Here is a 21,899-nt window from a genome sequence, read left to right on the forward strand (position 1 = left end):
GTGCTGCGGTGGTGAGCATGCTGGTGCTGGGACGACATTGGCCCATGCGGTGCGGCGAGCCTACCCCAGGGGCAGCGGCCGGCCCGAGGTCAGGACGGTGCGTGGGACCGGTCGGGCGCCCCGTCGCGGTAGGGGATGCTCTCGCGGCCCTCGTCGCCGCGGTGGCGGCGCCCGACGAGGACGAAGTACGCCGCCGCGGCGGTGAACAGGCCGATCGACATCCACACCCCCCAGCGCAGTCCGAGCACGTCGTCGAGCTCGATGGTGTCGATGCGCAGCGTCTCGATCCAGCCGCGGCCGGCCGTGTAGACCATCACGTAGAGCGCGAAGACCCGGCCGCGGCCGAGCCGCCACCGGCGGTCGAGCGCGACGATGAGCGCGACGCCGGCGAGGTTCCACAGCAGCTCGTAGAGGAACGTGGGGTGGAAGGTGGTGCCGTCGGCGAAGCTCGCGCCGCTGGGCCAGTTGACCGGGTCGATCTCCAGGCCCCACGGCAGCGTGGTGGGGCGGCCGTAGAGCTCCTGGTTGAAGTAGTTGCCGAGGCGGCCGATGGCCTGGGCCAGCAGCAGTCCCGGCGCCAGGGCGTCGGCGAGCGGACGCACCAGGATGCCCTGGCGACGGCAGTAGAGGTAGGCGCCCAGGAACCCGCCCGAGATCGCGCCCCAGATGCCGAGGCCGCCGTTCCAGATCTCCAGCGCCCCCCAGGCGTCGCGGCCGGGTCCGAAGTAGAGGTCGTGGTCGGTGGCGACGTGGTACATCCTCGCGCCGATGACACCGGCGGGGACGGCCCAGAGCGCGACGTCGCCCACCTGGCCCTGGCGGCCGCCGCGGGCGACCCAGCGACGGTCGCCGAGCCAGATCGCCGCCACGACGCCCGCGATGATGCACAGCGCGTAGGCGCGGATCGGGACCGGCCCGAGGTGCCAGACCCCCTGGGAGGGGCTGGGGATCGACAGCGGGAGCAGCTGGAGCGCCTCCAGGCTCATCCCGCGTCCTCCCGCAGCACCTTCTCGAGGTCGGCGGCCATGTCGGACGGTGAGGTCGCGCCGGTCCACACCAGGTCGCCGCGGCCACCCTTGACCGAGACCACCACCGTGGAGTGGTCGACCTCGTAGCCGCCGCTGGGCAGCTTGCGGCCCTTCTCGACGAGGATGTCCATCGGCTCGCCCAGCGCGACGACGTCGGCGAGCGGGCCGGTCACGCCCTCGAAGGAGGGGTCGTAGCGGTCCAGGTAGGTGCGCAGGACCTCACGCGTGTCCCGGGCCGGGTCGGTGGTGACGAAGACCGTGCGGACCTGCTCGCGCTCGGCCGGCGACAGCCTGGCGGTGGCCGAGGCGATGGTGCTCATCACGACCTGGCAGATGTCGGGGCAGTTGGTGTAGCCGAAGAACACCACCGTGCGCCGGTCCTGCGCGGCCAGGTCGAAGGGGCGTCCCTCGGTGTCGGTGAGGCCCGTCACCGCGGGGACGCGGTAGGCGTCGGCGCCCATGCCGATGCCGCGGTAGCCGTCGTCGTCGTTGGTGGTGATGCCGGTGACAGGTGCCCCCGTGTCCGCGGCGCCGCCGCAGCCGCTGAGCAGCAGGGCGAGGGCGGTGGCGACGCCGGCCAGGGCGACCGGTGCGCGTCGGCTAGCCACGGCGCACGCCCGCGGCGAGGTCGGCGGTGAGCGCGGCCAGGCGCTCCAGGCCGGTGCGGCGGTCGGGGGCGTCGAGGAGCGCGCGGACGAAGGCCGAGCCGACGATCACGCCGTCGGCGTACGACGCGACCTCGGCGGCCTGGTCGCCGTCGGAGACGCCCAGCCCGACCCCCACGGGGAGGTCGGTCACCGACCGGGTGCGGGTGACCAGCGGCTCGGCGAGGTCGGAGCTGGTGGCCCGCGCCCCGGTGACGCCCATGACGGCGGTGGCGTAGACGAAGCCCCGGCAGGCCTCCGTGGTGTAGGCGAGCCGGGCGTCGGTGGAGGAGGGCGCGACCAGGAAGACCTTGTCGAGGTCGTGCGCGTCGGCGGCCGCGATCCACGCCTCGCCCGAGTCGGGCGTCAGGTCGGGCGTGATCAGCCCGGCGCCGCCGGCCGAGGCCAGGTCGGCGGCGAACCGCTCCACGCCGTAGCGCTCGACGGGGTTCCAGTAGGTCATCACCACGGTGGGGACGCCGAGGCCCGCGATCTTCTCCACGGTGCGCATCACGTCGGTGGTGCGCGTGCCCGCCTCCAGCGCCTGCTGCGCGGCCGCCTGGATCGTGGGGCCGTCCATCACCGGGTCGCTGTAGGGCAGCCCGATCTCGATCACGTCGCAGCCGTGCTCGACCATCACGCCGATCGCCTCGACGGCGCCCTCGACGTCGGGGAAGCCGGCCGGGAGGTAGCCCACCAGGGCCGCGCGGCCCTCGGCGCGCGCGGCGGCGAAGGCCCGGTCCGTGCTCACTTGGCGCCCTCGGCGATCTGGTCCTGGCTCGCCTGCTCCGGCGTGCCCTCGGGCGTGGTCTGGCCGAGGCCGAACCACTCGATGGCGGTGCCCATGTCCTTGTCGCCGCGGCCGGAGAGGTTGACCAGCAGCGTGGAGCCGGGACGCTCGGCGGCCAGCTGCAGCGCCCCTGCGATCGCGTGCGCGGACTCGATGGCCGGGATGATGCCCTCGGTGCGGGACAGCAGCGCCATGGCGTCCATGGCCTCGGTGTCGGTCACCGGGCGGTACGTCGCCCGGCCGATGTCGGCGAGGTGCGCGTGCTGCGGGCCGACGCCCGGGTAGTCGAGCCCGGCCGAGATGGAGTGCGACTCCACGGTCTGGCCGTCCTCGTCCTGGAGCACGTAGGTGCGCGCGCCGTGCAGCACGCCGACCTGGCCGGCGTGGATGGTCGCGGCGTGGCGCGGGGTGTCGACCCCGTCGCCGCCGGGCTCGAGGCCGAGCAGGTCGACGCCCTCGTCGTCGAGGAACGCCGTGAAGATGCCGATCGCGTTGGACCCGCCGCCCACGCAGGCGAGCACCGCGTCGGGCAGCGCGCCGGTCAGCTCGAGGGTCTGCTCGCGGGCCTCGTCACCGATGCTGCGGCAGAAGTCGCGCACCATGGCGGGGAACGGGTGCGGCCCGGCGGCCGTGCCGAAGCAGTACGCCGTGTGCTCGACGCTGGAGACCCAGTCGCGGATCGCCTCGTTGATGGCGTCCTTGAGGGTGCGTGCGCCCGAGGTCACCGGGATCACCTCGGCGCCGAGCAGCTGCATCCGGGCGACGTTGAGCGCCTGGCGCTGGGTGTCGACCTCGCCCATGTAGACGGTGCAGTCCAGCCCGAGGTACGCCGCCGCGGTGGCCGTGGCGACGCCGTGCTGGCCCGCCCCGGTCTCGGCGATGACGCGGGTCTTGCCCATCCGCTTGGTCAGCAGCGCCTGGCCGAGCACGTTGCGGATCTTGTGGGCACCGGTGTGGTTGAGGTCCTCGCGCTTGAGCAGGATCCGGGCGCCGGCGACCTCGGAGAGCTTGGTCGCGTCGTAGAGGCGGCTGGGCACCCCGGCGTACTCGCGGAGCATGCGGTGGAACTCGTCGGTGAAGCTCGCGTCGGCCATCGCGTCCTGCCAAGCCGCGGTGAGCTCGTCGAGGGCGGCCATCAGCGCCTCGGGCATGAACCGGCCGCCGAAGTCGCCGAAGCGACCGGCCTCGTCGGGACCGGCCGTGCTCACCGGGCCGACGGGGGTGGGCGTGGGGGTGGGGACGGTGGTGCTCATCGGTCGCCTCCTGGGGCTGCGGCTCGCATCGCCGCGACGGCGCTGCGGGGGTCGCCGTCGCGCACGAGCGCCTCGCCGACGAGCACGACGTGCGCGCCCTCGGCGGCGTAGCGCGCGGCGTCGTCGGGCCCGGAGACCCCGGACTCGGCGACGGCGACGACGTGGTCGGGCAGCCGGGTGACCAGCCGCCCGAAGACCTCGGGGTGGACCTCGAGGGTCTTCAGGTTGCGGGCGTTGACGCCCACGAGCGTGGCCTCGACGGCCAGGGCGCGATCGACCTCGGCCTCGTCGTGCACCTCGGTCAGCACGGTGAGGCCGAGCTCGCGGGCCTGCTGGTGCAGGTCGTGCAGCTGCGGGTCGTCGAGGGCAGCCACGATCAGCAGCACCAGGTCGGCGCCGGCGGCGCGGGCCTCGAGGAGCTGGTAGCCGGTGACCACGAAGTCCTTGCGCAGCAGCGGGGTCGGCACCGCGGCGCGCACCTGGCGCAGGTCGTCGAGGCTGCCGCCGAAGCGGCGCTGCTCGGTCAGCACGGAGATCGCGTCGGCCCCGCCGGCGGCGTACGACGCGGCGAGCGCGGCCGGGTCGGGGATGTCGGCGAGCGCGCCCTTGCTGGGCGAGGAGCGCTTGACCTCGGCGATCACCGACAGCCCGGGCGCGCGGAACGCGGGCATCGGGTCGAGGGCCGCGGGCAGCTCGGCCGCGGCGTCGAGCAGCACGGCCTCGGGCACGGCGTCACGGCGTACGGCGAGGTCCTCGCGCACGCCTTCGACGATGTCGTCGAGCACGGACATGCGGGGGCCTCTCGGTGCGGTGCGGACGTCGTACGACGCTGGGGGGCGGCTCGCGGGGGCCCGTCACCACGCGGCACCGGGGCGCGACACCTGCCCGAATACCGAGTTTCGCACACGGCCCATCACATAGGTTGACCCCGTCGTGACCACCCATCGGAAGGCCTCGTCATGAGCAGCGACTACCCCCCGTCCGGGTCGGGGAACAACCCTGACCCGCGACCGGACCCCACCCCCGACAGCAGCGGCGGCTACGGCTCGCAGTCCTACGGCGACCAGCCCGGTCCCCAGGGCTACGACCAGGCCGGCTCCGGCCAGCAGGGCTACGGCCAGCAGGGCTACGGCCAGGCCCCGCCTCCCCCGCCGCCCGGCGGCGGCTACGGCGCTCCCGGTGGCTACACCCAGCCGCCGAAGACCTCGCCGCTGGCGATCATCTCGCTCGTCACCGGCATCGTCGGTCTGCTGTGCTGCAACTACTTCGTGCTGAGCATCGCCGCGATCGCGACCGGCTTCATCGGTCGCAAGCAGATCCGCGAGTCGGGCGGCACGCAGAAGGGTGACGGCATGGCCAAGGCCGGCTTCATCCTCGGCATCGTCGGCATCGTGCTCGGCATCATCGTCTGGATCCTGTACGCCGTCGGCGTCAGCGGCGGGTTCGGCCAGATGCCGACCGCTCCCTGACCCCAGCGTCAGCCGGCGTCACCCAGCGTCACCCGCACCCCTCAGGGAGCCAACCAGGCACCCTGGGGGGTGTTGCGCGCCACCGTGAAGACGAGCGTCAGCAGCACCGCGGCCACCACCAGCGAGGTGCGGGCCACCCGGCCCAGGGGCGCGGCCGTGCGGGGCCGACCGGTCCACGCCCGTCTGGTCCACAGCACCCATGCGAGGACCAGCACCGGCGCCACGAGGCCGAAGAAGACGAGGTTGCTGCTCAGCGCGGCACCGGGGTCGCCGGTGGCGACGTCGTGCACGCCGCGCAGCACCCCGCAGCCGGGGCAGTAGAAGCCGGTGGCCGCGAGGTAGGGGCAGGTGCCCCAGCTGCCCCGGGTGTGGGGGTCGCGCACGGCGAGCGCCGCGACGGCGAGGCCGACCGCACCAGCGCTCAGCAGCGGCGCCCGCAGCCGGCGCACGCGACCCGGCGGCCCCGGTGCGGCAGGTGCTCCGGGTGCTCCGGGTGCCTCGGACGGCCGCACGTCGGACGACGGCGGCGCCGGGGGCCCCGGGTGGCTCAGTGCGCCTTCTCCCGGCCGCGGTCGACCTGGCGCTCGGTGCTGTGGTCGCGGCCGCCGAAGCCGACCTTGGTCATCACGGCGCCGGCGACGAGCGCCACCGGGGCCAGGGCGACGCCGATCCAGAAGACGAGCATGCTCCCGATGACCAGCCCGATGCCGCCGACCGCGAAGGCGATCAGCCCGATCGTCACGGCCGTCCAGGCCGCCGGGGTGTTGCCGTGACTGTCGGACATGGAGCTCCTCAGGTGGGCGGGGGACGACCCGGTCATCCTAGGGGGCGCGGCCCTCGTCCCCGACGCCACGCTCGGGGTCGGTGGGGTCGCGTCCCTCGTCGAGCGCCTTCCACAGCTCCTGCTCCGTGGCCGGCCCGCGCTGCCGGGCGGCCTCGGCGGCGTCGGCCGGGGCGTCGTACCGCGCGCCCATCTCGGGCCACGACGGCACCCGCCGCACCGCCACGACCGCCGGCACGACCGCCAGCACCGCCGCCACGAGGCTGGTCCAGAACCACCCGGTGAGGCCGGCGGAGGCCCCGGGACGACCCAGCGACGTGGCCAGGTCGTCTCCCGCGGACCCGGGCAGGGTGAGGCCCCCGGTGACGACCGTGGCCAGCAGCCCGACCGCGGCGAGGGCCGCGAGCACCGCGAAGCCACGGCGCACCCGGCCCCGCGTGACGAGCAGCACGCCCCAGGCCGCGAGCAGCACGAGGCTGACGGCCGAGGCGAGGGGGTACGTCGTGCCGGCGTCGGCCGCCACCGAGCCGCCCGGCAGCGCTCCCCCGTCGGTCGTGCCGCGAGCCCCGGCGCCCTCCAGGGCCACCCAGGGTCGCGAGCTCGCCAGCGCCGCCAGCGCGGCGCTGGCCAGGCCCGCGAGCACCACGGGGCCGAAGCCGCCCCGGGACCGGCGACCGGCCGGGGACCCTGCGGCACCCGGCGCGGGGGTGCTCACTCGGCCGGGCCCGCGAGGGGCAGCAGCGCGGCGTCGAAGCAGGTGCGGTCGCCGGTGTGGCAGGCCGGGCCGTGCTGGTCGACCTTGACCAGCAGCGTGTCGCCGTCGCAGTCCAGCCGGACCTCGACCACCCGCTGGGTGTGGCCGGAGGTCTCGCCCTTGACCCAGTACTCCTGGCGGCTGCGCGACCAGTAGGTGCCGCGGCCGGTGGTGAGCGTGCGGCGCAGGGCCTCGTCGTCCATCCAGCCGAGCATCAGCACGTCGCCGGTGTCGTGCTGCTGCACCACCGCGGGCACCAGGCCCTGGTCGTTGCGTCGCAGCAGGGCGGCCACGGCGGGGTCCAGCGCAGCATCCAGCGCGGGGTCCAGCGCGGGGTCCGAGGAGGTGTCGGCGGAGGTCGGGGACGAGGTGCTCACCGGTCCAGTATCCGCGGACCCGTGCGCCCGGGTCACAGCGACTGCTGCGCGACCCACGAGGCGTGCAGCCGGGCGTAGACCGAGGGGGCGCCGTCGTCGGTGCGCTGACCGACCAGGCTCGCGTGGTGCCCGCGCTGCACGACGCGACCGCGGTCGAAGACGATCACCTCGTCGGCCTGCTCCGCGGTGGAGAGCCGGTGGGCGATGGTGACGCTGGTGCGCCCGCTCATCAGCTGCTCCAGCGCGCGGGCGATCCGCATCTCCAGCGCCGGGTCGACCGCGCTGGTGGCCTCGTCGAGCACCAGCAGGTCGGGATCGGCGAGGTGGGCGCGCAGCAGCGCGACGAGCTGGCGCTCGCCGGCCGAGAGCGCCTCACCCCGCTGGCCGACGCGGGTGTCGAGGCCGTGCGGCAGCCCGTCGAGCCAGTCGCCGAGCCCGAGCTCGGTCGCGGCGGCGCGGACCTGCTCACGAGTCGCGTCGAGGTCGCCGTAGCGGGCGTTGTCGAGCAGCGTGGAGTCGAAGAGGAACCCCTCCTGCGGCACCAGCACCACGCGTCGTCGCAGCGAGGCGAACTCGACCTCGCGGACGTCGATGCCGTCGAGCAGCACCCGGCCCGAGGTGGGGTCCATCAGCCGGGTGAGCAGCTTGGCGAAGGTGGTCTTGCCCGAGCCGGTCTCCCCCACGACCGCCACCCGGCTGCCCGAGGCGAGGTGCTCGTCGACGTCGCGCAGCACGAGCGGTCCGCCGGGGTAGCCGAACGAGACGTCCTCGAAGGCGACGTCCATCGCCCCGCGGGGCAGCGAGCTCCCCCGGGGTCCCGGGTCGTCGAGGTCGGCCGGGGTGTCGAGGATGCCGATCACCCGGCGCCAGCCGGCGATGGCGTTCTGGGCGTCGGTGAGCACCTGGGTGCCCATCTGGACCGGGCCGACGAACAGCGTCACCAGGAACGCGAAGGCCAGCACCTGGCCCGAGGTGATGTCGCCGGCCAGGCCCAGCAGGATGCCGACGACGAGCACGCCCGCGTTGGCCAGGCCGGCCGACAGCCCGCCCAGCGAGAACGAGACGGCGGTGAGGCCCTGCGCCCGGGTGGCGGCCACCTGGTTGACGCGGATGGCGTCGTCGATGCGGTCCTGGGTGCGGCCCTCGATGGCGTAGCTGCGGACGGTGACGGCGCCGACGACGGGCTCGGAGATGACCGAGAGCATCGTGCCGACCGAGCGGCGGACCACGCCGTACGCCGCGGAGAGCCGCTTCTGGAAGTAGCGCAGCGAGATGAACAGCGGCGCGAACGCCACCCACACCAGCAGCGTCAGCTCCCAGGAGTAGACGAGCATCACGACGGTGGCGAGCAGCACCTGGCCGACGCTGATGATGCCGAAGATGCCGCCGAAGACCACGAACTGCGAGACCTGGTCGACGTCGCTGGTGACGCGGGAGACCAGGGCACCGCGGCGCTCGGTGTTCTGGGTCAGCAGCGGGAGGTCGTGCACGTGGCGGAACGCCTTGACGCGCAGCGTGGCCAGGCCGCGCTCGGCCGCGGTGAACAGCCGGGCGGTCATCAGGTAGGACGAGAGGCCGGTGACCACGATGGCCGTCGCGGCGAGCGCCGCCATCAGCGCGACGAAGCCGTAGTCGATGCCGCCCGGGGCGTTGATGCCCTTGTCGAGGGTCTGCTGCACCGAGATCGGGACGACGACGCGCCCGGCCGTGCCGAGCAGGGCCAGCAGCAGGGTGACGCGGAAGCCCTGGGCCAGCTCCGGGGAGTGCCGGAGGCCGCTGCGGATGGTCGCCCACGCCCCGATGTCGTCGCCGCTGTCCATCGTGGTGCCGGCCGAGGTCAGCTCCTCGGGGGCGGTCGGCTCGTCGGTCGTCGTGCTCACCGCGACACCTCCTCGGCGTGCTCGGCGCCCGGGCTCCCGGGCGCGCCGGGGACCTCGGTCTCGTAGGCGTTGACCAGGTGGGCGTACGCCGGGTTGCGGCCCAGCAGCTCGGCGTGGGTGCCCCGGTCGGTGATCCGGCCGCCCTCGAGGAACAGCACCTCGTCGGCCAGGGAGATGGTGGCCTTGCGGTAGGCCACCACGAGCATCGTGGTGCCGCCGCCGCGCTGCCGGATGCCCGCCAGGATCCGGGCCTCGACCTCCGGGTCGACCGCGGAGGTGGCGTCGTCGAGGACGAGCAGGCGCGGGCTGCGCAGCAGGGCGCGGGCCAGCGAGAGGCGCTGGCGCTGCCCGCCCGACAGCGAGGTGCCGCGCTCCCCCAGCCGGCTGTCGAGGCCGTGGGGCAGGGCGGCGACGAAGCCGTCGGCCTGCGCGGTGCGCAGCGCCGCCCAGACCTCCTCGTCGGGCACCTCGGCGCCCAGCGTCACGTTGCCGCGCACGGTGTCGTCGAAGAGGAAGGCGCTCTGCGGGACCAGGGCGACGTGCTCGGCCAGCTCGCCGGGGGCGAGGTCGCGCAGGTCGGCGCCGTCGAGGCGCAGCGTGCCGGCCACCGGGTCGACCAGGCGGGTGACCAGCGAGGTCAGCGTGGTCTTGCCGGACGCGGTGGCGCCGACCACCGCGACGGTGCGCCCGGGGGCCAGGTCGAAGCTGAGCTGCTCGAGGAGCCGCTGCTCGGGGTCGTGGCGGTAGTCCAGGGCGTCGACCTCGAGGCGGGCGCCCGCGTCGGAGGGCTCCAGCCGGGTGGTGCCGTAGGAGGTCTCGCTCACCACGTCGAGCACCCGGTGGACCCGGTCGTAGCCGACCACCGACCGGGGGAACTCCCCCAGCAGCCAGCCGATGGAACGGATCGGGAAGGCCACGATCGTGAGCAGGTAGGCCACCGTCACCACGTCGCCCGCCCCGGCGTCACCGGAGCCGACACGCGCCGCGCCGACGCCGAGCACCGCGAGCACGCCGAGGTTGGGCAGCCCCTCGAGGAACGGGTCGAAGGCGGCGCGGATGCGTCCGGCGCGGATGCCCTCCTCGCGCAGCACCGAGGCCTTGGCCGCGAACCGTGCGGTCTCCTGCTCCTCGCGGCCCAGGGTCTTCACGACCATGCCGCCGTCGAAGGACTCGTGGGCCACCTCGCTCAGCTCGGCCCGCAGCGCCTGGATGCGCGTGAAGATGGGCGACGACCGCCGCTGGAACGCCACGTTGGCCAGCATCACCAGGGGGAACACCAGCAGGCCCACCACAGCCATCACCAGGTCGGTCAGCAGCATCTGGGCGACCGCGATCACCATCATCGCCAGCGTGCCGACCGCCATCGGCAGCGGCGCGATCGGGGCCCACGCCGCCTCGACGTCGGAGTTGGCGTTGGACAGCAGCTCGCCGGTGGGGTGCTTGCCGTGCCACGACATCGGCAGCGTGAGGTACTGCCGGGTCACCTCGCGCCGGTAGGCGGCCTGCATGCGGTACTGCATGATGCCGGCGCCGAGCCGTCGGGCGACGATGCCGACCGCCCTCAGGATGGCCACCCCGACGAACAGCGCGACGATGGCCACCAGACCCCGGGTGGTCGTGGTCCCGGTGTCGAAGGCCGGGAGCAGCACGTGGTCGGTGGCCCAGCCGAGCACCCACGCGTCGGCCACGGTGAGCGCACCGAAGAGCACGCTGCCGAGCGTGGAGAGGGTGAAGACCCAGGGCTCGCGCCGGATCGCGACGCCGAGGACGCGGAAGCCCGACCCCAGGCTGGAGCCCGCCCGTCGCGGGAGGGACGCCGGCTCGGGTCCGGCGGCGGAGGCCGCGTCGGGGACGGCGGCAGGTGAGGGACTGGGCACAAGGTCTCCAACCCTAGGCAGGCCCCCCGACATTCCGCACATCGCCGACGACCACCTCCGCCGCGACGAGGGCCGCCCTAGGATCCCTGGCATGGAACCCCTGTCCCGTTCCGAGCGGGCCGCACTGTGCAACTCCGCCCTCGAGGCGGGCGAGTCGGCCCCGACGCTGTGCGGCGGGTGGGACGTGAAGGACCTCGTCGTGCATCTGCTGGTGCGCGAGCGTCACCCGGTCGGCGCCGTGGGCATCGTGGTGCCGCCGCTGGCGGGGCTGACCGAGCGCACCTCGCGCCGGCTCGCCCGTCAGGACTTCACCGCCCTCGTCGAGCGGGTGCGCGGCGGGCCGCCGCTGTGGTCGCCGACGTCCGTCCCGGCCCTGGACCGCGCCGTCAACAGCCTGGAGTTCCTGGTCCACCACGAGGACGTGCGTCGGGCGCAGCCCGGCTGGGAGCCGCGCGAGCTGGCCGAGGCCGAGCAGCGCGCGGTGTGGCGGTCCCTGGCCGTGGCCGGCAAGGGGCTGGTCCGCGCCGCCGGCGTGCCGGTGGAGCTGCGCTGGCCCGGTGCCGCCCGCGACGGTGACGCCCGCACCACGACGCTGCGCGCCGGCCAGGACCCGGTCGTGGTCACCGGCGAGCCCGTGGAGCTGGCGCTGCTGCTCTTCGGCCGCGACCAGCACCGCGGGCTGCGCTTCGACGGCCCGCCCGAGGGTGTGCGCCGCCTGCGCGGCAGCGACCTGGGGTTCTAGGAGGCCCCCGGTCGCCGCCGGCGCGCGGGGTCGGTCAGTTGACCTTGATGTGCACGTGGTCGAAGTGGTTGGCCGTGGCCGAGCCGCGGTCCTCCATCGACCGGAACCCCTCGCCGGAGCGCTCGATCGTCCAGATGGTCTGCGACCAGATGATGTCGAACAGGTCGAACGCCGCACGGTTGGCGTACAGGTAGTCCTTGACGCGCTCGCCGAGGGAGCCGCTGGCCATGAAGTCGATGGCCTGGCCGTTGACGTGCTCGCCGTGGCCGTCCTGGCCGCCGTAGGCCGAGAGCTCGGGGAAGGCGTTGCACACGGCGCGGTAGACCTTGACCGCCGCGGGCTGCAGGCCGGCCTCGATGTCGGACCCGTCGGGGCACGGGGCGCCGCTGACGCCGGACGCGGCTGCGGTGCCGCCGGAGCTGCTGGACCCGCCGGACGCGGCCGGGGCCGGGGCCTTCTCCACGACCTTCTTCTTGCTGAGGTACGACGCGGTGACCCAGCGTGCCTGCTCGTCGTAGACGACCTCGGCGTAGCCGCCGCGACGCTCCCCGGTGACTCCGATGCGCTGGTCCTCGGCGAAGGTCGCGACCGAGCGGCTGCCCTCGGTGGGCTTGACGCGGATCTTGAGCGGGGCGGTGGACCACAGCTTGCGGGCGACCTCCGGCGGGCGCTGGTCGACCAGCGGCACGCGCTCCTGCGAGCGGGAGGTGCCGAGGGTGCGCTCCTCGGAGGGCTGCTCGGCGACGCGCTGCTGCTGGGGTGCGCTGATGGCGGCGCCCGCGGGGGCGGTGGCACGGTCCGGGTCGCCGGCGGCGACGCCGGTCGCGACCACGGCGACGGTGACGAGCGGGGCGGTCACGAGCGCGAGGGAGCGTCCGCGGGACGTGGTGGGCACCAGGCTGTGTCGGCCTCGGGGCACGGTGGATCCTCACGTGGGGGGTCAGGGCAAGCATCGATGACACCACGGCCCCCACGCCCGAGGCCAATCGAGGTCCCGGGGCCACGGCGTGAGGCTCGCCACGTCGGGCCCGCCCCGGGAGGTCAGCCGCCGGTGGTCTCGGCCGCGTCCTCACGGACCACGCAGGCGGTCCCGTCGGTGTCGTCGAGCCAGCCCTCGGGCAGCGCCACGCCCTTGCGCGGCGACCCCTGGCGCCCCCGCGGCGTGCCCAGCTCGAGCACCGGGAACGGCGCCGCCGGGTCGAGCTGCGCGAGCAGGCCGTCGAGCTCGTCCAGGCCGCTGACCAGCGCCAACGCGCGGCGGAGGTCACCCCCGACGGGGAAGCCCTTGAGGTACCACGCGACGTGCTTGCGGAACTCCTTGCAGCCCCACTCCTCGCTCTGCTGCTGCCCGGCGAGCAGCTCGGCGTGGCGACGCATCATCACCGCCACCTCCCCCAGCGTCGGCAGCGTCGTCGTGCTGCGCCCGGCGAACGCGTCGGCGAGGTCGCGGAACAGCCACGGCCGCCCCAGGCAGCCGCGACCGACCACCACACCGGCGGCGCCGGTCTGCTCGACCATCCGCAGGGCGTCGGAGGCCTCCCAGACGTCACCGTTGCCGAGCACCGGGATGTCGACGTGCTGCACCAGGTCGCCGATCGCGTCCCAGTCGGCGGTGCCGGAGTAGCCCTGCACCGCGGTCCGGCCGTGCAGCGCGATGGCTGCGACCCCGGTCTCCTGGGCGATGCGGCCGGCGTCGCGGTAGGTCAGGTGGTCCTCGTCGATGCCCTTGCGGGTCTTCATCGTGACCGGCACGCCGTGCCGCTCACCGGCCGTCACGGCCGCCTCGAGGATCTCGGCCAGCAACCGCCGCTTCCACGGCAGCGCCGCCCCGCCGCCCTTGCGGGTCACCTTGGGCACCGGGCACCCGAAGTTGAGGTCGACGTGGGCCACGCCGTGCTCGCTGATGAGGATCTCGGTCGCCTTGCCGACGTACGCCGGGTCGGTGCCGTAGAGCTGCACCGACCGCACCTCCTCGGCCTCGTCGAAGACGAGCATCCGGGTGGTGGTCTCGTCGCCCTCGACCAGCCCGCGGCTGGTGATCATCTCGCAGACGTAGAGGCCGGCTCCCTGCTCGCCGCAGAGGCGGCGGAAGGCCGCGTTGGTCACGCCGGCCATCGGGGCGAGCACCACCGGCGTCGCCACCTCGAGAGAGCCGAGGCGCAGCGGCGGCAGCACCGGGGCGACAGCGGTCCCGAGGGGTGTCCCCGGGGCGGTCCCAGCGGCGTACGTCGTCACGGGGACCAGTGTGCGGCCCCGGACGGGAGCCGCTCAAATCGGCCGCACGCGGTCAGCGGCGGGCCTTCTTCTTCGCGGCGGGGAGCACCTTGCCGTCCCAGGTGATGGGCTCGAAGGTCTGCAGCGGCCGGAAGCTGACGGCCGTCAGCTCGCCGCGGTCGGGCACGAGGTAGACCAGGCACCCGGTCGTCCTCGCCCCCTCGCCGAACTTCTCGGGCAACGGCTCGGACGGGCAGCGGTCGAAGTCGCTGGTGAACGACGAGGGCTGGATCAGGGTGTCGGCGCCGTCGACGGCGAACAGCGGGACGGCGGCGCCGCCCAGGTCGCCGGTGCCGACGTTCTCGACGCGCACCGTGACGTAGTAGGGCGTCGACCTCTTGGTGGCCGCGTCGAGCTGGAAGGCCGCGAGGTCGGCGATCCGGCCCGCCTGCACCTCCGCCACCGTGAGCTCGAGCACCGAGGCCTTGGTGGTGTTGGGCTCGTAGGCCACCGTCGCGGTCTCGCCGAACGCCAGCTCGGTGCCGGCCTTGGTCGGGGTGACGCCCTCGGGGATGTCGACGTCGCCGGTGGGCAGGTCGGTCGAGGGGGTGGCCGCGGCCTGCGACGGCTCGTCGCCGGCCTCCGACCCGCCGCCGCACCCGGCGGCGACCAGGGCGAGCGCGAGGAGCGGCAGGACCAGGCGGGAGGCCGGTCGCAGGGTCGGGCGGGCGGGCGTGGGCACGCGGTCATTGTGCCCGCACGCCCGCCCCTCCGGGCGGTATTGCGGGGTCAGCAGCCGAGGAGTCGCTCGCCCAGCCAGGTGCGCAGCCCCTCCAGGCTGATCCGCTCCTGCGACATGGTGTCGCGCTCGCGCACGGTGGCCGCGCCGTCCTCGAGGGTGTCGAAGTCGACGGTGACGCAGTAGGGCGTGCCGATCTCGTCCTGGCGGCGGTAGCGGCGGCCGATCGCGCCGGCGTCGTCGAACTCGACGTTCCACAGCGTGCGCAGCTCGGTGGCCAGCGCCCTCGCCCGGGGGGTGAGGGCCTCGTTGCGGCTCAGCGGCAGCACGGCGACCTTGACCGGGGCCAGGCGCGGGTCGAGCTTGAGCACGGTGCGCTTGTCCACGCCCCCCTTGGTGTTGGGCGCCTCGTCCTCGGTGTAGGCGTCGACCAGGAACGTCATCAGGCTGCGCGAGAGACCGGCCGCGGGCTCGATGACGTAGGGCAGGTAGCGCTCGCCCGCAGCCTGGTCGAAGTAGGACAGGTCGGTGCCGGAGTGCTCGGAGTGGGTCTTGAGGTCGAAGTCGGTGCGGTTGGCGATGCCCTCGAGCTCGCCCCACTCCGACCCGGCGAAGTTGAAGCGGTACTCGATGTCGACGGTCCGCTTGGAGTAGTGGGACAGCTTCTCCTGCGCGTGCTCGTAGTGGCGCAGGTTGTCCGGGTCGATGCCGAGGTCGACGTACCAGCGGGTGCGCTCGTCGATCCAGTACTGGTGCCACTCCTCGTCCTCGCCGGGCTTGACGAAGAACTCCATCTCCATCTGCTCGAACTCGCGGGTGCGGAAGATGAAGTTGCCGGGCGTGATCTCGTTGCGGAAGCTCTTGCCGATCTGGGCGATGCCGAAGGGCGGCTTGCGGCGCGAGCTGGTCACGACGTTGGCGAAGTTGAGGAAGATGCCCTGCGCGGTCTCGGGGCGCAGGTAGTGCAGGCCGCTCTCGTCCTCGATCACGCCGAGGTAGGTCTTGAGCAGGCCCGAGAACTGTCGCGGCTCGGTCCAGGCACCGCGGGTGCCGCAGTTGGGGCAGGCGAGGTCGGCGAGCGAGACCTGGTCGGGGTCGACCTCGGCGCCGCTCTTCTTGGCGGCCTTCTCGGCCGCCTCCTCCTGGAGGTGGTCGGCCCGGAACCGCTTGTGGCACGACTGGCACTCGGTGAGCGGGTCGCTGAAGGTCGCGACGTGGCCCGAGGCCTCCCAGGTCTCGCGCGGCAGGATCACGCTGGAATCGAGGCCGACGACGTCCTCGCGGGCCTGGACGACCTGGCGCCACCACTGCCGCTTGATGTTGTCCTTGAGCTCGACGCCGAGCGGGCCGTAGTCCCACGCGGACTTGGTGCCGCCGTAGATCTCGCCGCAGGGGTAGACGAACCCCCGGCGCTTGGCGAGCGAGACGACGTGGTCGACGGTCGTGGGGGGCGGCTTGGCCACGGGTGGGACTCCTGGGTCAGGAAGCGGGCCCGGTCGCTGGCTGCGATGGGCGAAGGGTCCACCCTAACGACGCTCGGCGGGCTGCTCAGCCGAGGTCTCGGGGGCGCCACTCGTTGAGCTCGCCGTCGAGCTGCTCGTAGGCCGAGGGCTCGTCGACGGCCCGGCTCAGCAACGGCACGGCACCGACCTTGACGTCGTACGTCGACAGCGCCCGGCGGTAGCTGCCGACGTCGCGCCAGCGGGTCACCATCGTCCACAGCGTCGGGTCGTCGACGTTGCGGCCCAGGTCGCCCGAGACGTAGCCGCGCTGCCGTGACATCACCTCGTGCGCCGCCTCCAGGTCGCCCCGGAACGCGGAGTCGTCCTCCTGCACCCGGAACCTGTTCACGACCAGCACGTGCCGCAGCGTACGTCGGCCGGCGGCGTCGTCGGTCGGGCCCGTCGCGGGCCTCAGTTTGACAATGATTCTCATTGCAACTGAGAATCATTGTCATGCGCTCGCTCCCCGCCACCCTGACCGGCGTCCTGCTCACCGCGTCCGCCCTGAGCGGGTGCGCCGCCTTCTCCGGGGACGGCGCCGGGTCCGGACCGAGCAGCAGCGACGGGCTCCAGGTGGTGGCGGCGTTCTACCCGCTCGCCTGGGTGAGCCAGCAGGTCGCGGGCGACCGGGCCGAGGTCGCCAACCTGACCAGGCCCGGCGGCGAGCCTCACGACCTCGAGATCCCGCCGACCGAGACCGCGAAGATCGTCGACGCCGACGTGCTGGTCGTCGAGTCCGGCTTCCAGCCGGCCGTGGACGACGCGGTCGAGCAGAACGCCCAGGGCGAGGTCGTCGACGCGGCCGACGTCGTCGAGCTGCTGCCGGCCGACGAGGAGCACGCCGGCGAGAGCGCCGAGGAGCACGCCGAGCACGCCGACGAGGAGGGCCACTCCGAGGAGGAGGGCCACGACCACGGGGACGTCGACCCCCACTTCTGGCAGGACCCGGAGCGGATGGCCCGGCTGGCCGACGCGGTGGCCGCGAAGCTGTCCGAGGCCGACCCCGACCACGCCGAGGAGTACGCCGCCAACGCCGAGCGGCTGCGCGGCGAGCTGACCGACCTCGACACGGCGTACGCCGAGGGGCTGGCCGGCTGCGAGCGCGACACCGTGGTGGTCTCCCACGACGCCTTCGGCTACCTGGAGAAGTACGGTCTGACGATGGAGCCCATCGCCGGCCTGTCCCCCGGCGCCGAGCCGACCCCGGCCGACCTCGCCCGCCTGCAGGACCTCATCGGCAGCGACGGCATCACGACCGTCTTCTCCGAGCGGCTGGTCAGCCCGCGGCTCAGCGAGTCGCTGGCGCGCGACGCGGGTGTCACCACGGCCGTGCTCGACCCGGTCGAGGGCCTGTCCGACCAGACCTCCGACGATGACTACCTCTCGCTGATGCGGGCCAACCTGGCCGCGCTGCAGAAGGCCAACGGCTGCCGGTGAGCACCTCCCCCACGACCACGGACGACCCCGAGCTGCCGGTGCGGCTCGAGGGCGGGGCGGTCGCCCTCGGCGGCCGCCCGGTGCTGCGTCACGTCGACCTCACCGTGCGCACCGGCGACTTCCTGGCGCTGATGGGCGCCAACGGCTCCGGCAAGTCCACGCTGGTGCGGGCGTTGACCGGGCTGCTCCCGCTCACGGCCGGGCGGCTGCGGGTCTTCGGCCACGCCCCCGAGGAGCTGGCCGACCGCGACCGGATCGGCTTCGTGCCCCAGCGCAGCGGTGCCGGGAGCGGGGTGCCCGCCTCGGTGTGGGAGGTCGTCGCCTCGGGCCGCCTCACCCGCCGCCGGCTGCTGCGCCCGCTCTCGCGCGCCGACCGCGCGGCCATCCACGACGCCCTCGAGGTGGTCGGGCTCGCCGGCCGCTCCCGCGAGAGCATCTCCCAGCTCTCCGGCGGCCAGCAGCAGCGCGTGCTGATCGCGCGGGCGCTCGCGGGCCAGCCTGACCTGTTCTTCCTCGACGAGCCGACGGCCGGAGTCGACCTGCCCAATCAGGTGGCGCTCGCCGAGGCCCTCGGTCGTCTCAAGGACCGCGGCGCGACCATCGTGCTGGTCGCCCACGAGCTCGGCCCGCTCGCCCCCCTGGTCACCCGGGCCGTGGTGATGCGTGACGGCCGGGTGGCCTACGACGGGGCGCCACTCGGCGACCACGAGGTCCACGACGCCACCTTCGGCGAGCCGCACGCCCACCACCACCACGACCACCCGAGCACGACCGGGCACCGCGGCGGTCACGACCACACCCCGCACGTCGCGGCCCCCCTGGAGCGTGGCTGATGGAGCTGTTCACCTACGAGTTCATGCAGCGGGCGCTGATCGCCGCGCTGTTCACCGGGCTGGCCGCCCCGGCCATCGGCACCTACCTCGTGCAGCGCCGGATGGCCCTCATGGGCGACGGCATCGGCCACGTCGCGGTCACCGGCGTCGCGCTGGGCCTGCTGACCGGCACCTCCCCGACCTGGACGGCGGTCGTGGTCGCGATCCTGGGCGCGGTGGCGATGGAGCTGGTCCGCGAGCGCGGCCACACCAACGGCGACGTGGCGCTCGCCCTGCTCTTCTACGGCGGCCTCGCCGGCGGCGTGCTGCTCACCGGGCTGGGCGGGCAGAGCGCGGCCCGGCTCCAGGAGTACCTCTTCGGCGCGATCACCACGATCTCGCTCGGCGACATCCTGGTGACGATGGTGCTGGCGGCCGTGGTGGTGCTGTGCGCGGTCGGCCTGGCCCCGCAGCTGTTCGCGATCGCCCACGACCAGGAGTTCGCCCGGGTCGCCGGGCTGCGCGTCCGGGCGTACAACCTGCTCGTCGCGGTGCTCGCCGCCGTCACCGTCACCGTCGCGATGCGCACCGTCGGGCTGCTGCTCGTCTCGGCCCTGATGGTGGTGCCGGTCGCGACCGCGCAGCAGCTGAGCCGCACCTTCCGCACGACGCTGGCGGCCGCCATGGTGCTGGGCACCGCGGCCTCGGTCGGCGGGCTGACGCTCTCGGCGCTGGTCTCCGGCTCCGCCACGGTGGCCCCGGGACCCGCGATCGTGCTGCTGTCCCTCGCCGGGTTCCTGGCCACCTGGCCGGTGGGCGCGTGGCTGCGGCACCGGGCCCGGCTGCGGGCGCCGTTCGTGGAGCTGGACCCGGCCGACCACCTCGAGACCGACCCGCACCCCCACGACCACGGCCCCGCCTGCGGGCACGTCGCGGTCGAGCACGGGGACCACGTCGACTACGTGCACGACGGCCACCGCCACGCCGTCCACGGGCGCCACTATGACGAGCACTGAGCCGGCGCTCGGGCGGCCCACGCGGCAGCGCCGGGCCATCGCCGCGGCGCTCGAGGTGAGCGCGGAGTTCCGCACCGCGCAGGAGATCCACGCCCTGCTGGAGGCCCGGGGAGAGCCGGTCGGGCTCTCGACGGTCTACCGCACCCTGCAGTCGCTGGCCGACGCCGGCGAGGTGGACTCGCTGCGCACCGAGGCCGGCGAGAGCAGCTACCGCCGCTGCAGCGGCACCCACCACCACCACCTGGTCTGCCGGTCCTGCGGGGCCACCGTGGAGATCGAGGGTCCCGCGGTGGAGCGGTGGACCCGCAGCGTCGCCGAGGAGTCCGGCTTCCGCGACGTCAGCCACACCCTCGAGGTCTTCGGCACCTGCGCCAACTGCTGAGGGTCGCGGCCGGTGGGCGGTCCGCCGGACCGGCGTACGCTGGTGGGACCCCAGGAGGTGGCCATGGCCGAGCCCGTCGTCGCACCGTCGCCGGCAGTCGCGTCGCGCAGCAAGTACGCCCGGCTGCCCGACCCGATCGCCCCCGAGGACATGGTCGCGACCCAGGACCCGGGTCCGCTGCCCTACCAGCGCGGCGAGTTCGACACCGACGTCGAGTGGCTGCTGCGCACCGTCGGGCTCGGCTGAGGCACGGCTCCGGGGCTCAGTCCTCGACCTGGGTGACGCGGTAGCGCCGGTCCAGCTCGACGGTGACGTCGTCGTCGCCGCGCTCCACCTCGACCTCGTAGGCGTGGTCCTCGTCGCGGTCGGCGTACGTCGCCTCGGTGACGCGTCCGCTCCCGACCTCGGCGAGCGCGGCCCGTGTCGCCTGCCGGCGAACGTCGCCCCGCAGCGGGGTGTCGTCGTCGACCCGGCCCGAGCCGGCCTGCGGGCTGCTGTCGTCGCCAGCGTCGTCGCCCGCGTCGTTGCCCGCGTCGTCGCCGGCGTCGTCGCTGGCGTCGTCACCGGGGGTGGGGCTCGGCGTGGAGGACACGTCGCCACCGGCGGCCGCGAGGTCCTCGTCGAGCTCGGCCCGGTCGAGCACCTCGTAGGAGTCGTCGAGCTCGACGTCGACGTCCTGGCCGTCGTCGGTCTCGACCTCCACCTCGAAGGCGTAGCGGTCGTCGTCGTCCCCGACGCTGACGTCGGTCACCCGCCCCGAGCCGACGGCGGCCAGCGCCGCATCCTCGGCCTCGCGGCGCTCGTCGTCGGAGGGGGCGGGGTCGCCGCCGCAGCCGGTGAGCACCAGGGCGGCGAGGGCGGCCGCAGCGGTCGCGCGGAGGGTCGTCGTGGTCATGACGTGGATGCTGTCGGGCAGCGGTGAGCCGTTCGTGAGGACACCATGAGAGGGCTCTCATCCACCGTCGGTCGCGCGGTGACGGAGCCCACACCCCCGGCACCCCGTCCCGATTCGTCGGCCACGGGTTTGCGAGGCTACTCTCAGGAACGTGATTGCAGAGTTTCTCGCTCGGGTTTGTTGTCTTAGCTCGCGCTGCCCCTGCTGCTGAGTCCCTGCCCGCCCCGCCGCCTCGAGCCGCGCCGCGCGGGCCCGGCACCAGCTCACGAGCCGTCCCAGTCACCACGTCCTCCCGGGGCACGTACGCCGCCCCGTCCCCGCTCCACGTCCTCCCGAAAGGCACCACCATGTCCGAGCCACTCCCCCAGATCGCCCCGCCGAAGTCGCGCACCAAGCCGCTGCTCGTCGGCCTGGCCGTCCTCGTCGTCGCCGCCCTCGTCGCGGCGTTCTTCCTGGTGCGGGGCGGTGACGACGCCGCGGCCGGCGGCCAGGAGACCACCAAGGTCACGCTCGGCACCGTCGGCGCCAGCGACCCCTACTGGCAGACCTTCAAGGACGCCGCGGCGAAGGAGGGCATCGACCTCGAGGTCAAGGACTTCGCCGACTACGCCCAGCTCAACCCGGCGCTGAGCGAGGGCGAGCTGGACGTCAACCAGTTCCAGCACCTCGTCTACCTCTCGGAGTACAACACCGGCAACGACGCCGACCTGGCCCCGCTCGGCTCCACCGCGATCTACCCGCTGGCGCTCTACTCGAGCAAGGTCGACTCGGTCGAGGACATCGAGCAGGGCGACACCGTCGTCGTCCCCGACGACGACAGCAACCAGGCCCGTGCGCTGCTGCTGCTGCAGTCGCAGGGGCTGGTCGAGCTCGAGGACGGCGGCAGCATCTACTCCACGCTCGCCGACATCGACCAGGGCGCCTCCCAGGTCGAGGTCAAGGCGATCAAGGCCGACCTGACCCCCACCTCGCTGCCCGACGTCGCCGCCGCCGTCATCAACAACGACTTCGTGGAGAAGGCGGGGCTGCAGTTCGACGACGCCATCGCCAAGGACGACGCCAGCGACCCGAAGGCGCTGCCCTACGTCAACGTCTTCGCCGTCCGGGCCGAGGACCGCGACAACCCGACGTACCTCAGGCTCGTGAAGATCTACCAGGACACCCAGGCCGTGCTCGACGGCGCCGACGAGGTCTCCGGCGGCACCGCGGAGTTCGTCAAGCTCCCCGAGTCCGAGCTGCAGAAGACGCTCGACGAGGTCGAGGCCGAGACCGCCGCCCAGCAGTAGCACCCGCCGCGGGGCGCCGGC

General features: G+C 73.9%; 25 protein-coding genes. 8 read left to right on the forward strand and 17 right to left on the reverse strand.

Annotated features, from left to right (window positions below; all coding sequences use genetic code 11):
* Positions 1-89: 89 nt before the first annotated feature.
* From lgt to trpC, 5 genes are read right to left on the reverse strand one after another with little or no spacing between them, the layout of a single operon-like run.
* On the reverse strand, positions 90-986 hold the full coding sequence (gene lgt, locus ASG49_RS15860; protein ID WP_056543724.1) for a prolipoprotein diacylglyceryl transferase: 897 nt from the start codon (positions 984-986) through the stop codon (positions 90-92).
* Positions 983-1,636, reverse strand: a complete 654-nt coding sequence (locus tag ASG49_RS15865) for an SCO family protein (RefSeq protein WP_056543727.1) — start codon at positions 1,634-1,636, stop codon at positions 983-985. The genes lgt and ASG49_RS15865 overlap by 4 nt, the downstream gene beginning before the upstream one ends.
* Entirely contained in the window at positions 1,629-2,423 is a 795-nt protein-coding gene (gene trpA / locus ASG49_RS15870) for a tryptophan synthase subunit alpha (protein ID WP_056543729.1), read from the reverse strand. The genes ASG49_RS15865 and trpA overlap by 8 nt, the downstream gene beginning before the upstream one ends.
* On the reverse strand, positions 2,420-3,715 hold the full coding sequence (trpB, locus tag ASG49_RS15875) for a tryptophan synthase subunit beta (protein WP_082534201.1): 1,296 nt from the start codon (positions 3,713-3,715) through the stop codon (positions 2,420-2,422). Before trpB ends, trpA begins: the two co-directional genes overlap by 4 nt.
* On the reverse strand, positions 3,712-4,506 hold the full coding sequence (gene trpC, locus ASG49_RS15880) for an indole-3-glycerol phosphate synthase TrpC (RefSeq protein ID WP_056543731.1): 795 nt from the start codon (positions 4,504-4,506) through the stop codon (positions 3,712-3,714). The genes trpB and trpC overlap by 4 nt, the downstream gene beginning before the upstream one ends.
* Before the next feature lie 168 nt (positions 4,507-4,674).
* Between trpC and ASG49_RS15885 the strand changes: the two genes are divergently transcribed.
* Positions 4,675-5,184 (forward strand): DUF4190 domain-containing protein, encoded by a 510-nt coding sequence (locus tag ASG49_RS15885; protein WP_082534202.1) that lies wholly within the window; start codon positions 4,675-4,677, stop codon positions 5,182-5,184.
* A 41-nt stretch (positions 5,185-5,225) separates the two neighbouring features.
* Here the strand turns inward: ASG49_RS15885 and ASG49_RS15890 are convergent, their stop codons facing one another.
* The 6 genes from ASG49_RS15890 to ASG49_RS15915 all read right to left on the reverse strand — a co-directional run bounded on the left by ASG49_RS15890 (position 5,226) and on the right by ASG49_RS15915 (position 10,853).
* On the reverse strand, positions 5,226-5,633 hold the full coding sequence (locus ASG49_RS15890) for a DUF2752 domain-containing protein (RefSeq protein ID WP_056543733.1): 408 nt from the start codon (positions 5,631-5,633) through the stop codon (positions 5,226-5,228).
* 98 nt (positions 5,634-5,731) lie between these two features.
* The gene (locus tag ASG49_RS15895) at positions 5,732-5,968 is read right to left on the reverse strand and encodes an HGxxPAAW family protein (RefSeq protein WP_056543736.1); all 237 of its coding nucleotides are present in this window, start codon (positions 5,966-5,968) and stop codon (positions 5,732-5,734) included.
* 37 nt (positions 5,969-6,005) lie between these two features.
* A complete protein-coding gene (locus ASG49_RS15900; RefSeq protein WP_056543739.1) occupies positions 6,006-6,680 on the reverse strand; it encodes a Trp biosynthesis-associated membrane protein in 675 nt (224 codons plus the stop codon).
* Positions 6,677-7,048: a phosphoribosyl-AMP cyclohydrolase gene (hisI, locus tag ASG49_RS15905; protein ID WP_056544933.1), complete on the reverse strand. Its 372-nt coding sequence runs from the start codon at positions 7,046-7,048 to the stop codon at positions 6,677-6,679. Before hisI ends, ASG49_RS15900 begins: the two co-directional genes overlap by 4 nt.
* An 80-nt stretch (positions 7,049-7,128) precedes the next feature.
* Entirely contained in the window at positions 7,129-8,976 is a 1,848-nt protein-coding gene (locus ASG49_RS15910) for an ABC transporter ATP-binding protein (RefSeq protein ID WP_369814237.1), read from the reverse strand.
* Complete coding sequence (locus ASG49_RS15915) at positions 8,973-10,853, reverse strand: ABC transporter ATP-binding protein (protein WP_235562127.1); 1,881 nt, start codon at positions 10,851-10,853, stop codon at positions 8,973-8,975. Before ASG49_RS15915 ends, ASG49_RS15910 begins: the two co-directional genes overlap by 4 nt.
* Before the next feature lie 91 nt (positions 10,854-10,944).
* Here ASG49_RS15915 and ASG49_RS15920 point away from each other — a divergent pair, with 91 nt between their 5' ends.
* The gene (locus tag ASG49_RS15920) at positions 10,945-11,595 is read left to right on the forward strand and encodes a TIGR03085 family metal-binding protein (RefSeq protein WP_056543742.1); all 651 of its coding nucleotides are present in this window, start codon (positions 10,945-10,947) and stop codon (positions 11,593-11,595) included.
* Between the two features lie 34 nt (positions 11,596-11,629).
* Here ASG49_RS15920 and ASG49_RS15925 read toward each other — a convergent pair whose 3' ends face one another.
* From ASG49_RS15925 to ASG49_RS15945, 5 genes are all read right to left on the reverse strand, one after another.
* Positions 11,630-12,514: an SH3 domain-containing protein gene (locus tag ASG49_RS15925; protein WP_156384384.1), complete on the reverse strand. Its 885-nt coding sequence runs from the start codon at positions 12,512-12,514 to the stop codon at positions 11,630-11,632.
* A 122-nt stretch (positions 12,515-12,636) separates the two neighbouring features.
* Positions 12,637-13,767 (reverse strand): tRNA dihydrouridine synthase DusB, encoded by a 1,131-nt coding sequence (gene dusB / locus ASG49_RS15930; RefSeq protein WP_200936396.1) that lies wholly within the window; start codon positions 13,765-13,767, stop codon positions 12,637-12,639.
* Between the two features lie 115 nt (positions 13,768-13,882).
* On the reverse strand, positions 13,883-14,551 hold the full coding sequence (locus ASG49_RS15935; protein ID WP_056543748.1) for a hypothetical protein: 669 nt from the start codon (positions 14,549-14,551) through the stop codon (positions 13,883-13,885).
* A gap of 47 nt (positions 14,552-14,598) precedes the next feature.
* Entirely contained in the window at positions 14,599-16,011 is a 1,413-nt protein-coding gene (locus tag ASG49_RS15940; RefSeq protein ID WP_056543751.1) for a glycine--tRNA ligase, read from the reverse strand.
* A gap of 85 nt (positions 16,012-16,096) precedes the next feature.
* Positions 16,097-16,408, reverse strand: coding sequence for an antibiotic biosynthesis monooxygenase family protein (locus tag ASG49_RS15945; RefSeq protein WP_056543754.1), 312 nt, complete (start codon positions 16,406-16,408; stop codon positions 16,097-16,099).
* Positions 16,409-16,503: 95 nt separating this feature from the next.
* Between ASG49_RS15945 and ASG49_RS15950 the strand changes: the two genes are divergently transcribed.
* From ASG49_RS15950 to ASG49_RS15970, 5 genes are all read left to right on the forward strand, one after another.
* Positions 16,504-17,487: a metal ABC transporter substrate-binding protein gene (locus ASG49_RS15950; protein ID WP_056543757.1), complete on the forward strand. Its 984-nt coding sequence runs from the start codon at positions 16,504-16,506 to the stop codon at positions 17,485-17,487.
* Positions 17,484-18,320 carry a metal ABC transporter ATP-binding protein gene (locus ASG49_RS15955; RefSeq protein ID WP_235562128.1) on the forward strand — a complete coding sequence of 279 codons (837 nt, stop codon included), beginning with the start codon at positions 17,484-17,486 and terminating at the stop codon, positions 18,318-18,320. Before ASG49_RS15950 ends, ASG49_RS15955 begins: the two co-directional genes overlap by 4 nt.
* Complete coding sequence (locus ASG49_RS15960; protein ID WP_056543763.1) at positions 18,320-19,315, forward strand: metal ABC transporter permease; 996 nt, start codon at positions 18,320-18,322, stop codon at positions 19,313-19,315. Before ASG49_RS15955 ends, ASG49_RS15960 begins: the two co-directional genes overlap by 1 nt.
* Positions 19,302-19,697, forward strand: a complete 396-nt coding sequence (locus ASG49_RS15965; protein ID WP_056543766.1) for a Fur family transcriptional regulator — start codon at positions 19,302-19,304, stop codon at positions 19,695-19,697. The genes ASG49_RS15960 and ASG49_RS15965 overlap by 14 nt, the downstream gene beginning before the upstream one ends.
* Positions 19,698-19,760: 63 nt before the next feature.
* On the forward strand, positions 19,761-19,943 hold the full coding sequence (locus tag ASG49_RS15970; RefSeq protein ID WP_056543768.1) for a hypothetical protein: 183 nt from the start codon (positions 19,761-19,763) through the stop codon (positions 19,941-19,943).
* Between the two features lie 16 nt (positions 19,944-19,959).
* Here the strand turns inward: ASG49_RS15970 and ASG49_RS15975 are convergent, their stop codons facing one another.
* Complete coding sequence (locus ASG49_RS15975) at positions 19,960-20,592, reverse strand: PepSY domain-containing protein (RefSeq protein WP_056543772.1); 633 nt, start codon at positions 20,590-20,592, stop codon at positions 19,960-19,962.
* Between the two features lie 347 nt (positions 20,593-20,939).
* Here ASG49_RS15975 and ASG49_RS15980 point away from each other — a divergent pair, with 347 nt between their 5' ends.
* The gene (locus ASG49_RS15980) at positions 20,940-21,878 is read left to right on the forward strand and encodes a MetQ/NlpA family ABC transporter substrate-binding protein (protein ID WP_056543775.1); all 939 of its coding nucleotides are present in this window, start codon (positions 20,940-20,942) and stop codon (positions 21,876-21,878) included.
* Positions 21,879-21,899 lie beyond the last annotated feature (21 nt).

The sequence above is a fragment of the Marmoricola sp. Leaf446 genome (assembly GCF_001424755.1).
In the GTDB taxonomy this organism is placed as follows: Bacteria; Actinomycetota; Actinomycetes; order Propionibacteriales; family Nocardioidaceae; genus Marmoricola.